Below are 11,453 nucleotides of genomic sequence, written 5' to 3' on the forward strand. Positions count from 1 at the left end.
ATGCTGTTCCCTCTCGGGGGTGTGGAACGGCGTCGAACGTGGAGGGGGGGTGTCCGTCCCGCGTCCCCTCGTACGGGACGGACACCCCGGGGGCGCTCAGCGGACAGCTCTTCCCCTCCGCGTTCGGCAGCCGGCCGGAGCGCCTGTGGGATAGGTTTCTGGCGCCGTTACTCGGTGCTGTCGAGGATGAGGATGTTGCGGATACGTCGCGCGGTCTCGTCGATTTCCTGGACGGGGAGAAGCCGGGTCACCTCGGGGTCGGCCGTCTCGTTGTTGAACCGCTCCCCCGGCCAGAGCAGCCACCACCAGGGGTGAGCGTCGACCGGATCGGGCCGCAGGATCGCGCGCTGGGTGCAGTGGGCGCATGCTCGGCGCAGCCCCTGCTGCCAGCGGGAGGAGTCGGGGAGGACATAGGCATCGACCACGGAGACCGAGGCGTCGATAGTTGCCCCGAGCCGCCGTGCTTCCAGTTCCTTGGCGAGGGCCTGGAGGGGGTGGAGGGGCGAGGAGGAGGCAGAGAAGTAACTGGGCATTCAGGTCACCACCTGTGGATGAAGGTCGACCGGACGGATCATGATCGACCGCTCACAATGAGTATGAATTACCTCCGAGGTAAGTTTCAAGCAAGTTCGTGGATTCGAAGGTATTTTTTCGACCCCACGTGGGCTTAGGATCACGACGCGGCCAGTTACGGGGAGGAACGAGTGCCAGAGAGGCAAACACCGACAGTGCGACACCGGCGCCTGTCCGCTGAGCTACGCCAGCTGCGAGAGGCCGCTGGGCTCGACACGTTGGAGACAGCGCAGCGCATGGGGTGGGACCGATCCAAGGTCAACCGCATCGAACGGAGCCAGTGGAAGCGACTCAAGGAAGACGACATTCGTGGCTTGTGCACCCTGTACGGCGTCACGGATGAAGGCCGCGTGAACGCTCTCGTCTCTATGGCCAAGCAGGCCAAGGAGACCGGCTGGTGGGTGCGATACTCGGACGTGCTGGGCCCTGGGTCGTTTGTCAGCCTTGAGGCGCAGGCATCCACGCTGCGCTTCTACGGCGGGATGTTGATCCCTGGCCTGCTCCAAACGCCGAGCTACTGTAAGGCCCTCATCCGCGGCGTTGGCGTCGTCAACGAGGAAGAGATTAAGAGGCGAGTCGAAGCACGGATGGCCCGGAAGGAGATCCTGGAGCGCACCAACCCGCCATCGGTCCAGGCGATCGTGGATGAGGCGGCTCTCCGCAAGCTGGTAGGTAGCACGTTGACCATGCGGGAGCAGCTCCTGCATCTCATGCTCGTCAACGAGCAGCAGCTAGTAGACGTCCGGGTTCTCCCTGACGCGGTTGGCGCGCATCCGGCGATGGTCGGACACTTCACCATCTTGGACTTCCCGCATGACGACCAGAGCACCGTCGTATTCCTCGACATCTCCCGTGAGGGCTTGTTCATGGAGGAACCTGAAGATATCCGGGGATATACGATGAACTTCGACAGCTTGACCGAAATGGCGCTCTCCCCTGAAGCGTCGAACGATCACCTGGCTCATCTGGTTGACGAACTCGCCGAGTGAGGCGGACATGTCTTCTCCTGCTCTGTCATGGTCGAAGAGCAGCTACAGCAGTGCCAAAGGCGAAGAGTGTGTGGAGGTCAGCATGGAGTGGAAGAAGAGTAGCTATAGCAACCCCGTGGGCCAGGAGTGCGTAGAGGTAGCCTCGCCGCCTGTTGTGGGGAAGCTCATTCGCGACTCTAAGCACCCTAGTCTGGGGATGCTTGGCTTCGACTGCTCAGAGTGGTCCAGGTTCATTGGCAGGCTGAAGAAAACTGACTCTGAATGACCACGTAACCGATGAGCCGCCTGGCTCTCGGGATGTTATCCGCTGTTATGGCGATGCCCACGTTAAAGTCGGGCGATGAGCGACGACATCGGAACGCCACGGGGCGCCACCGAAGCTGCAGTCCAGGACCAGCTCACTACTATCGCCGACGAGTGGGCGGCAGCGATCGTTTCCGATGACGCCGCCCTGATCGGCAGCTTCATGGGGGACGAGTGGGTGATCGTCTCCGAGTCAGGGACCACGACGAAGGAGCAGTTCCTCTCCGCCGTTGAGTCCGGGGAGCTATCCCACTCAGCCATGGAGCGGGTCAGCGAGGCCAGAGTCCGGCTATACGGCGTTACGGCTGTCTTCACAGCACGCGTGACGAACACGGCCCACTACCAGGGTCAGCGGTTCGACGCCGACGAGTGGACGACCGATGTGTTCGTGAGGCGCGGTGGTCGGTGGATGTGCGTGCTCACGCACATCACCGAGGTAGCCTCACCCTGAACCTCATCCCTTCCCCTACTCGGGTATAAGCAGGCCGAACTCGATGTCGAATCGTGAGAGCAGCTTCTCGAACTCGTGGAGAGATACCTTCTCAGGCACTGGTTCCTCATCCAGGCCAGGCTCACCGACGGGTCGGATCTCGTATACGGCACCCTGGGATTCCGTGGGTACTACATACTGACTTTTGATTTCTCAGTTGAATCCTGAACGATTCCGGTGTGGAATAGGGCATGCGCCCCGAGCACCGCACCCCCAGATCACCCGAGCAGCTCGAACAGCGCCGTATGACCGCGGCCGCCCTCTTCGAACAAGGACACCTCTCCCAAGCCGCCATCGCCCGCCTGCTGGGCGTCTCCGACCAGGCCGTGAGCACCTGGCACACGAAATGGCGGGCCGGCGGCACCCAGGCCCTGGCCGCCCGGCCCCACGGAGCCGCCACCCTCCTGGAAGCCGACCAGGAACGCCACCTCCTGCGCCTGCTGGACCAGGGGCCCGGCGCGCACGGCTGGGACGACCAGCGCTGGACCCTGGCCCGCGTCAACCGCCTCATCGACGAGCACTTCGGCGTCCGCTTCGCCGACCCCTCCGGTATCTGGCGCCTGCTGCGGCGCCTGGGCTACTCCTGGCAGGTCCCCGCCGCCCGCGCGGCCGAACGCGACGAGGAGGAGATCACCCACTGGCACACCGAGGTGTGGCCCCAGGCCAAAAGACGAAGCAGCAGCTGAAGGGGCATGGATCGTCTTCGCCGATGAGTCCGGGGCGTCCAGCGACCCGCCGGTGCGCCGCACCTGGGGCAGGCGCGGCCGCACTCCGCTCATCGCCCTCTCGCGCAGGCGCCGCCGCCGGATCAACGCCTCCGGTTGGCTGTGCGTGGCCCCCGACGGGTCCCACACGCGACTGGTGTTCACCACCTCCCGCACCGGCTACAGGCACTACGACTTCCCCGAGCTCATCGACCGGGTCCATGAGCGCCTGGGCGCCCCGCTCGTGCTCGTGTGGGACAACCATCCCTCCCACAGGACCGCCTGGCTGCGGCACCGGCTCGCCCAACGCACGTGGCTGAGCGTGGTGCACCTGCCGCGCTACGCCCCGGAGCTCAACCCGGTGGAGACGATGTGGTCGCAGGTCAAGACCCGCATCGCCAACCGGGCGTTCCGCAGCGTGGAGGAGGTGGAGCGGGCGTTGCGGTCCGCGCTGTTCTCGGTCCAGAGACGCCCGGACGTCCTTTCTGGATTTATTCGATCGGTCGGTCTCGATCCCTGTCCTCTGGAATCAACTACCTAATCAAAGATCAGTAGGTCCCATCTTCTCCTGACCCGGACGATTCGCTGTGTATAACTTGAGATCGATCAAGCTTGGAGAAGGGTCCGCTTTATCGCTCTCCACCGATGAGATGCAGGAGTCCAACTCCGCTTTACGACCTTCGAAGATTCCGGACGCCGCCTCATTCTCGATCCTTGCCCGGAGCTGCGTCGATGATGGCCTCACCTCAGACGCTGCATCCGCCCAGGCCCCCACGCGGAGATAGACCGACCCCCTCGGACTCAGGCTCTGAGCGGCTCAGGCGGACCCGTTCCAGAGGACCTCGCCGTTCTCATCGGCCCGCACGCTACCGCCCACCGTGATGTCGACGGACTTCCTCACTGGTTCGCCATCGCCCCGGGCGTAGGTATAGGTCACCTCCGCTGTCCCCGGGGCGATCGTCTCTACGGTGACCGGGGCACCGTGCGTGTCCTCGTCGGTTGAGGGGCGCACCTTGATCTCCGGCTCGTCAACGATCGTCCACTCGACGTCGTCGATCGTGAGGAAGACCCCGCCCCGATCCACCCTCATCGGGCACCCTGGCGGGTTGAGACTCGTGTCGTTCTCGGCGCACACCTTGAGATGGTCGCTGACCTGGCTCTCCACGTCCTCCACGACACTGGGACGCACCTCCAGATCGGTGTGGTCGATCCTGATCAGGGTGTCGCTGGCCCTGGTCCGAGGGATGGCGACCTCGGACCGTGATCCCCCGAACAGCGGGTCATCGGCAGCCACGGCGATCGTGTAGGTTCCGGGCAGAGCGTCGATCCACCTGGTCTTGAAAACGTCACCCGTGTCAACTTCGGCCGCGGCGACCCGGACGCGGTCAGTGTGCGGGGGAGCGACGTTGACGCGCGCCATGAGTCCGCCCATATGCCCCGAGAGCTCCCAGCTGCGCAGCCATCCGGTCTTTTCCCGGACCACCATGACCGCTGTCTCGAAGCTCTGATCACCGACGTGATACCGCATCTTCACCCGGGCGCGGTCGCGATTCGGACGCTGCGCGACCTCGCCGGCTTCCACCTGTCCGGCGTCGTCGTCCACCCCGATGATCGACATACCCGACGGCGGCGTGTACCCCTCAGCCAAGGCCGCGTCGGTGATCAGAGTCGACTCGGTACGCAGTATCCGGGCGAGCTCGTCGCCCTTCCGCTCCCGAATGAGCGAGATCAGCTCCTCCACCGGTTGCTCCGGCCGGTAGAGGCGTTCCTGGATCGCCCGCTGCCCGAATGCCAGCAGGGCCAGGAGACAGACCACCGCTCCGACCACAACGACGCGCCGCCGGTAGTACGTCGTCCGCCGCTGTCCCTCCTCTGCCCCACCCGGGGCTTGATACGGTCCGGAGTCCCCCGAACCCCTACCCGCTGACTCCTCCACCGTCATCGGCGCCGAATCCATCGGGGCACCACACGACCGGCAGAATCGCGCCGCACTCCGGGCCGCTGGAGCTCCGCACTGCGAGCACACTGGATGACCGACTGCCCCGGAAGTCGATGCGGAAGCGTCGTTTCCGTTCATCGGACGCTCGCTCCGGAGTCGGGGGTGTAGCCCCTGACCCGCTCGTACTCCGACACCACCCCCGCCGGTCGAGTCTCCACCTGCATCGGCGGTTCGGACTGCCACCACAGCCAGGCGTTATGCGGGGGCATCTGCTGAATCGCCTCGGTAGGAAGCACCGGGCGGTAGGACGCGCTGACAGCATGCTGCCCGCCGGTCTCGACAGGGTTGCCCAACCCGCTTGGTGCGGCCGACCCTCTCGGGTCACTCACCCCTCCACCCGCCCGGTCCGGAAGCGGCGGCAGAACACCCATGCCGCCCCCGTAGAACGTCACCTCCGGCACCCGCTGCTCTCCGCTCCACGCCGAGATGTTGCGCAGGTCGGCGTCGTTGGACATCCCGCCATAGATGATCTTGGCGGTAGTGGCGGTCAGGATCGCCTGCTGCTCCTCAGCCCCGTAACGGGCGCGCAGCTGCGCCAGCGACTGCGCCGCCCACAGCGTGATGATCCCTCGACCGCCTCCCTCCGAGATGAGCGAGGGGAGGCTCTTCAGCGGCGCGATATTAGCGACCTCGTCCAGGGCCAAGAGCAGCGGCCGGGAGAGTCGGCCGCCCTGGACCGCCGCGAGTTCAGCCGCGCGCTGGGCGATGGAGTCGATCAGGCCGACGATCATCGGGGCAGCCACGTCCTGGTAATGGCTGGGCCCGACGACGAAGAGCGTGGAGCCGGTGGTGAGGAAGTGATCGACGTCGAAATCGGTGCTGGAGCACGACTCCAGCACCCGCGGCTCCGCAGTGGCCTCCAGGCAGTTCCGCGCGACCGAGTAGAAGCTGCCACGCTCGCGCTCTCCCAGGAGCCGCACAGACTCCAGATCGTCGGCCCATGCTTCGGCCGCGCCACCGCCCGCGTCGCGGATCACCTCGGCCGGGCGACGTACCTCCTGTCGGGCCAACCAGCGGCGCACCTCCGCTATCGGCGCCCCGGACAGCGCCGCAGCATGGAACAGTCCGCGCAGGAGCAGCGCGGCGCCCGAGCGCCAGTGCTCGCCGTCGCTGAGCCCTCGACCGGCCACGGCCGTCATGGCCTGCACGCGCCGGTAGCAGACGCTGGGGTCCTCGCACCCGGCCAGCGGCGACCATCGCATGGAATCGGTCTCCGCGCCTTCGCTGCCGAACGGGTCGTAGACGTAGACGCGGCCGCCGCTCTGCGCCGCGATCCGGCGCCGCCAGTCGCCGCAGAAGTTCAGGATGTCGCCGCGTGTGGACGTCGACACCGCCGGCCCCGCCCAGTACAGCAACGCTGGGATGATGACCCCCGAGGTCTTGCCATAGCGCGGCGGCCCTACGACACCGACAGAGTCCGAGGGCTTGGACCACACGCGTTGGTATCCGTCATGGGGGTCGAGGCCGAGGTATACCCGGTGCTCAGGGCGGAGCCGAACAGCCGGTGTCGGCGCGAACGCGGTCACGGAAGCTCCTTTTGCGCTGCCACGTCTGTTGTCCTGTCCTATGTCGTGGGGGCTTGGTGTCCTGGGGGCGGGTGTCTCCGTGCCTAGTCCTTGTCCGGCCCGGTGCGCGCAACCGAGATCCGCGGCGTCGGCCGCGGCTCCACGTGGTCGTGGCGAAGCGGGTAGTGCCCGCCGGGCTGTTCCAGGGCTTCCAGTCGCAGTTCGGTGGGCGGGTGCGTGGCGAGTACCGCCGCGTCCCATCCGGAGCGCGCGCTGTCGAAGCTCCGGCGTAGCTGGGCCAAGGCGCGGTACAGGCCGTCGCCGTAACCTGCGGCTTTCGCGGCGGCGTCCGCTCGGTACTCGCAGCTCCGCCATTCCGCTGCGTACATCGGCATCACGATTCCGCGCAGGGTGACGTACACACTCCACAGCACCGCCCACAGGAGGAAACGCAGCGGCCCCCAGCGGGCGGCCTCGCGTACTCGCACCGTCACTTCGTAGACCGCGTACAGCGGGAGGGCGATGCCCTTGCCCCAGGTCATCGAAAGCGGATCGCCGTGGTGCCAGTGGGCGATCTCGTGGGCGATGACCCCGGCGACGGCCTCCTCGTCGTAGCGGAGGAAGTCGAGCAGGCCCTGGTTGACGACTATGTGGCGGATGCCAGCGTAAGCATTGGGCTCACGACTGTCGTCGATGAGGAGCACAGGAACGCCGGTCGCCCCGACACGGCGAGCTGCCTCGCGCGTGATCGGCACCAGCCATTGGGCTTCGCGGCGGCTGGGGCGGCGAACCCCGGCGATGCGCAGCCGCCAGCCTTCAGCGGTGGACGAGTAGAAGGTGTAGAGCCAGCCTACGAAGGCGGCGGTGACAACCTGGCCGACGGCGACCGCGAACGGCCACGAGGGGTCACCCTCGTAAAGCAGGGTCCAGAAACTGGAGAACCAGTACCAGGAGATGGCCCAGGCACCGGCCACGGAGCCGACGACAGCGCCGATCACGCCACCGATCTGGAACGCGGCCGTGGGGAGAAGGTCTTCGATGGCGATGGGCAGCGGGAGGAGGACGTTGAGAACAATGCCGATGCGGTCCAGGGCACCAGGGCCGGCCGCTGTTCCCGACATGAGCCCGGCCAGACCGCCGAGAACACCGCCCAGCACTGCCATGAACATGAAGAAGGGCAGGTTGAACCAAGCGGCGAAGAGCCCGACAGCGTGGCCTCGGATGTTGCGGCCGACAGCGCTCACAAGCCGCCGTCCGGTCGCCCTGCCGGAGCCGTGAAGTCCTGCTTTCCGCTGGACGCGCGTGATCGTGCTGCGGTGGAGGGGTGGCGGGGGTGCCACGGGAGTGGAGCAGCCGGGGCAGGTGGTGGCGGAGGCGTCGAGACGGGTTCCGCAGTGGTCACAGAAAACGGTGCGCCCGGTGGTTCGCCCTTCGGCGCGGGTATCGGGCGGGTGCGGGGGTGACGGTGGTGTTCCCGGTGGCCCATGCGCCGTGTTCGGTTCCGCTGCCGTGTACGGTGCTTGCCGCTCCCAGGGTCGGCTCACGGAGAGCCCTCCCCTGGAGCGTCCGTCGTGGTCGGTCGCCCGACGGCATTCCCGTCGCCCGACCGCCCCTGGAGGTAGGCCCGCACGTCGCACTCGTCGACGCGCGGCATCGGGACGCGATCGGGGTCGTGCCGGGCCGTTGTGCACCGGCCCAGTTCCCGGGCGAGAAATTGTTCGAGGTGTGGGAGATGGCGGCCCGACCATTCGAGAGCCCAGAGAACGGCATCCGATCGGCCGGGACTGCGGTAGGCGCGCAGCCACCCAGCACGAACGTCGAGGAGCACCTGCACTACGGCCGGGTGCCGAAACCAGCAGGGCCGCAGCGTCTCCGTCACAGGGGTGTGGTGCACCAGCACCACGTCCATCCACTGCATCAGGTCACGGAACACCGACAGCGCCTGATCGGCATCGAGATCAATCCACGCCACCGGCGTGACGTCATCATTGTGGCCCTGCGCGGCCTGGGTTTTTTCGGCTTCAGCGAGCATCTGGTCGGCAATCATCTCGACCTGTTCACGAATGCTCTCCAGCCCATCCACCCGATCCGCCAGCCGAGCGAGCTCGGCCTTCAATGTCGCCACGCCATCAGGATTCACGGCGCACAGCGTGGCGCAAAGCTGGCGGATACGTCAATACCGATTGATCTATCAGGAAACCTCCGAAACTACAACTCTTCTAAAACACGACACAAGACCGACGACCACGTTGCTGAACGAGGAAGGGAGGATGGCTGTCATGAGTGGCCCGGTGAATCTGCGGTCAGAGACGCAAAAGGAGGGCCGCCGACGCCGCGGAAAGTTCCCGCGCTCACCGGTCGAGCGTTCGACCTTCGGATTCAGCCCCTTGGTGTTCTTCCGCCATTCGCCCTCGTCGGAGACGTTCCTCCTGATCGACTGAGTGTGCGGTCGTACTGCGCTCCCGGGCTTCGCCTCGGGCCTCGGCGGCTCGCCGGAGCTTGTCCGCGATGTCTCGGCTACGCGTGGCGGACTCGGCTTGGGCAGCTTCCTCTTGCCGCACGCCCGCTGAAGGCCGCCTCAGATCGCACCTTGCTTCTTCAACCGCGGCCTGCTCACGCGAACTCGGGACCCGCTCGTCATGGGGCGCTTGGGGTTCGTCGACTCGCCCATCGTCAGGCTTCGCGTGATCTCGCTTCGACTGCATGTCATCTACGTCGCGGCGGGCTTGCTGGTCCTTGTCGGCGAGGGCCTGGTCGGAGCGGGCCTCGTCGAATTCGATCTCTGGCGGCAGCTGTCGCCTGGGTGGGTCCATCGACGAGCGTGAAATATCCTTCGGGCCCGACTCCCGATCCGACGGCCGGCCGGTGCGGTCGGACTGCTCTGCCCCTGGGCCGGGATCAGCAGAGGCCTCGGTCATGCTGGTGCTCTGCACCTGTGGGCTGGGATCGCTGTCGAGAGAACCCGTGCGGATCGCATCAGAGGTCGGTTCGAGGTGGTCGGTTCTTTCTGTCCCCGTCTCCGAGGTGACGCCACGGTTCTCGCCCCTGGAGACGAGGTGAATTCGCCCTCCTTCAGATTCCTGAGAGGGGTGCCTCTCCCGGGACATCTCGCGTGCGGCCTCGGGTGAGATCGACCAGGAAGGTATCGAAGGGTCGACCTCCTTCTGGACGACCCGCTCCATGAGCACCGCCATCTCGACTGGCCCGATGCCTCCCGGGACCGGCGTGATCACCTGCGGGATGTCAACGGCGTCCTTGCGAACGTCGCCGAGGACCGTGCCGTCACGCTGGGGAACGAACCCGGAATCGACGACGATCCGATGCCCGGGGCGCAGATGCTCACGACCCAGCACACCTGAGTGGCCAGTAGCGGAGATGACGACCTCGGCATCACGCACGGCCCGGAGGTCGTCTCCAGCGTCGAGGACCATCGGCTCGACGCCCTTGTCACGCAGGAGCTTCGCGACTCCCTGACCGACGAATCCCTTACCGCCCACTACCGCAGTCAGGGGCTTGTCCTGCACAAACGGTTCCGCTACTCGGACAATGCCGTCTGCTGTCGCACAGGCACGGTACGGAGATCGACCTCCCAACAGTGCGTCGATGTCCTTCTTGCCGGAAATCCGTTGAACCGCCATACGCAGATCATCATGGGTTGGCATCTGAACGATGATTCCAGTCGTCATTTCATCCACATTGAAACGATGAATGAGCCTGGAAAAATCGAGAGGATGAACAGACCTTCCAAGGACTTCCTCATGAACCTGAAACCCCAAAGATGAGAATGCCTTGACTTTCTGATCTGCCGATACGCGCGATGCCTGCATCCGAACTTTGACACGAGCAGAATCCGCACTACCCGCATCAAAACGGATGATCGCAACACCCTTGCCCGACGAATCAATATCCCCACGATATTTCTGATATCTGCGGCGAACCCAGCGCAGAATATCGCGACCAGTCAGCTGTCGGCTCACCAGTATACAATTCTTTCGAGGCCCGCTTTGACGACATCATCCTCCACAGAAGACTTCGGAATATCCGCCAGCAGATCTTGAGCTTCCCTGCTGCTCAGTCGCCGATAGTTGGCCAGCTCATCCAGATTCCCCCCATCTTCCCCGCGCAGGTCAAAAACCCCATAGTCCTCTACACCAAGAGAATCGTAGTAGGAGAATCGCCCGTGGTGAAGTACCCAGATTGCAGCATCAGGAACAGTTTCTCCAAGCTTTCTAAGGATATTTAGCAGGGCGCGAGCAGCAGCCGAAAAGTCAAGCCCCAATGGGTATTCATAAGGATTACTACGGATCTCAGAGAGTATGACTACTGGACGCTTCCCCTCCGGCAAACTGTAGAAACGGGCGAGGCAGTGGGCCTCACCTCCAAGCTGGTGCCTCCAATAGACAGCTGTGGTGATGCGACGGGTTCCGTCGGGAAATTCCTCTACGCAATAGGGGCGGTCGTGGTCAACCATTACCATTTACCTCTCTCTGCATATACCACTTCGCGGTACTGTACCCATCCCACTACACGCTGCACATGCCTTGCGTGAGGTTGTAGCGACCCTGTCATCCTCCCGCTGAGGGAAACCATGGTGCTGTTTAACGATACGGCGGTCCGTCCAGGTCGGCAGGCGGACCGCCTCTCAGGGTCGCTTCAGGCGAGAAGGCCCAGGGCCTTGGCTAACAGGATCACGGCGATGATGACGCAGGAGTAGGGCAGCTGTGTCCAGGTGGTGAACAGCGGGCGAGTCAGGCCTGCGGTCTCCCTATCTGTCAGGCTCGTTTGAGACATACAGGACGAATCAGTCTTAACTAGAACATCAAGGGCGAGACAAGGACCTGCACCGCAGTGACGATGAGCCTGACCGACATGGACCCCACCAGCGGGAAC

13 protein-coding genes are annotated in these 11,453 nt (G+C 64.9%); 5 read left to right on the top strand and 8 right to left on the bottom strand.

The genetic code is table 11. The features are described 5' to 3' along the window. Positions 1-167 precede the first annotated feature (167 nt). Positions 168-533, bottom strand: coding sequence for a hypothetical protein (locus ABD259_RS24960; protein WP_344109266.1), 366 nt, complete (start codon positions 531-533; stop codon positions 168-170). Between the two features lie 195 nt (positions 534-728). Between ABD259_RS24960 and ABD259_RS24965 the strand changes: the two genes are divergently transcribed. From ABD259_RS24965 to ABD259_RS24985, 5 genes are all read left to right on the top strand, one after another. Beyond that, on the top strand, positions 729-1,562 hold the full coding sequence (locus tag ABD259_RS24965; RefSeq protein WP_344165656.1) for a helix-turn-helix domain-containing protein: 834 nt from the start codon (positions 729-731) through the stop codon (positions 1,560-1,562). An 82-nt stretch (positions 1,563-1,644) separates the two neighbouring features. Then, complete coding sequence (locus ABD259_RS24970; RefSeq protein ID WP_344165638.1) at positions 1,645-1,827, top strand: DUF397 domain-containing protein; 183 nt, start codon at positions 1,645-1,647, stop codon at positions 1,825-1,827. Between the two features lie 75 nt (positions 1,828-1,902). Next, the gene (locus ABD259_RS24975) at positions 1,903-2,316 is read left to right on the top strand and encodes a nuclear transport factor 2 family protein (protein ID WP_344109260.1); all 414 of its coding nucleotides are present in this window, start codon (positions 1,903-1,905) and stop codon (positions 2,314-2,316) included. Positions 2,317-2,546: 230 nt separating this feature from the next. After that, the gene (locus ABD259_RS24980; protein WP_344165641.1) at positions 2,547-3,041 is read left to right on the top strand and encodes a winged helix-turn-helix domain-containing protein; all 495 of its coding nucleotides are present in this window, start codon (positions 2,547-2,549) and stop codon (positions 3,039-3,041) included. Between the two features lie 10 nt (positions 3,042-3,051). Beyond that, positions 3,052-3,600: an IS630 family transposase gene (locus ABD259_RS24985; protein ID WP_344165659.1), complete on the top strand. Its 549-nt coding sequence runs from the start codon at positions 3,052-3,054 to the stop codon at positions 3,598-3,600. Between the two features lie 276 nt (positions 3,601-3,876). On the opposite strand, the gene ABD259_RS24990 is transcribed toward ABD259_RS24985, so the two are convergent. The 7 genes from ABD259_RS24990 to ABD259_RS25020 all read right to left on the bottom strand — a co-directional run bounded on the left by ABD259_RS24990 (position 3,877) and on the right by ABD259_RS25020 (position 11,354). Continuing rightward, entirely contained in the window at positions 3,877-5,016 is a 1,140-nt protein-coding gene (locus tag ABD259_RS24990; protein WP_344165644.1) for a hypothetical protein, read from the bottom strand. 116 nt (positions 5,017-5,132) lie between these two features. Further along, the gene (locus ABD259_RS24995; protein WP_344165646.1) at positions 5,133-6,584 is read right to left on the bottom strand and encodes a type IV secretory system conjugative DNA transfer family protein; all 1,452 of its coding nucleotides are present in this window, start codon (positions 6,582-6,584) and stop codon (positions 5,133-5,135) included. Positions 6,585-6,667: 83 nt separating this feature from the next. Beyond that, positions 6,668-7,807, bottom strand: a complete 1,140-nt coding sequence (locus tag ABD259_RS25000) for a M48 family metalloprotease (protein ID WP_344103851.1) — start codon at positions 7,805-7,807, stop codon at positions 6,668-6,670. Between the two features lie 296 nt (positions 7,808-8,103). Next, a complete protein-coding gene (locus ABD259_RS25005) occupies positions 8,104-8,688 on the bottom strand; it encodes a DUF4913 domain-containing protein (RefSeq protein WP_344165648.1) in 585 nt (194 codons plus the stop codon). A gap of 226 nt (positions 8,689-8,914) precedes the next feature. Next, the gene (locus ABD259_RS25010) at positions 8,915-10,540 is read right to left on the bottom strand and encodes a tetrahydrofolate dehydrogenase/cyclohydrolase catalytic domain-containing protein (protein ID WP_344165651.1); all 1,626 of its coding nucleotides are present in this window, start codon (positions 10,538-10,540) and stop codon (positions 8,915-8,917) included. Continuing rightward, positions 10,537-11,034 carry a hypothetical protein gene (locus ABD259_RS25015; protein ID WP_344103844.1) on the bottom strand — a complete coding sequence of 166 codons (498 nt, stop codon included), beginning with the start codon at positions 11,032-11,034 and terminating at the stop codon, positions 10,537-10,539. Before ABD259_RS25015 ends, ABD259_RS25010 begins: the two co-directional genes overlap by 4 nt. Positions 11,035-11,216: 182 nt before the next feature. Continuing rightward, positions 11,217-11,354 (bottom strand): hypothetical protein, encoded by a 138-nt coding sequence (locus ABD259_RS25020; RefSeq protein ID WP_344165653.1) that lies wholly within the window; start codon positions 11,352-11,354, stop codon positions 11,217-11,219. Positions 11,355-11,453: the final 99 nt, after the last annotated feature.

It is taken from the genome of Nocardiopsis rhodophaea (assembly GCF_039530945.1).
Taxonomy (GTDB): domain Bacteria; phylum Actinomycetota; class Actinomycetes; order Streptosporangiales; family Streptosporangiaceae; genus Nocardiopsis_C; species Nocardiopsis_C rhodophaea.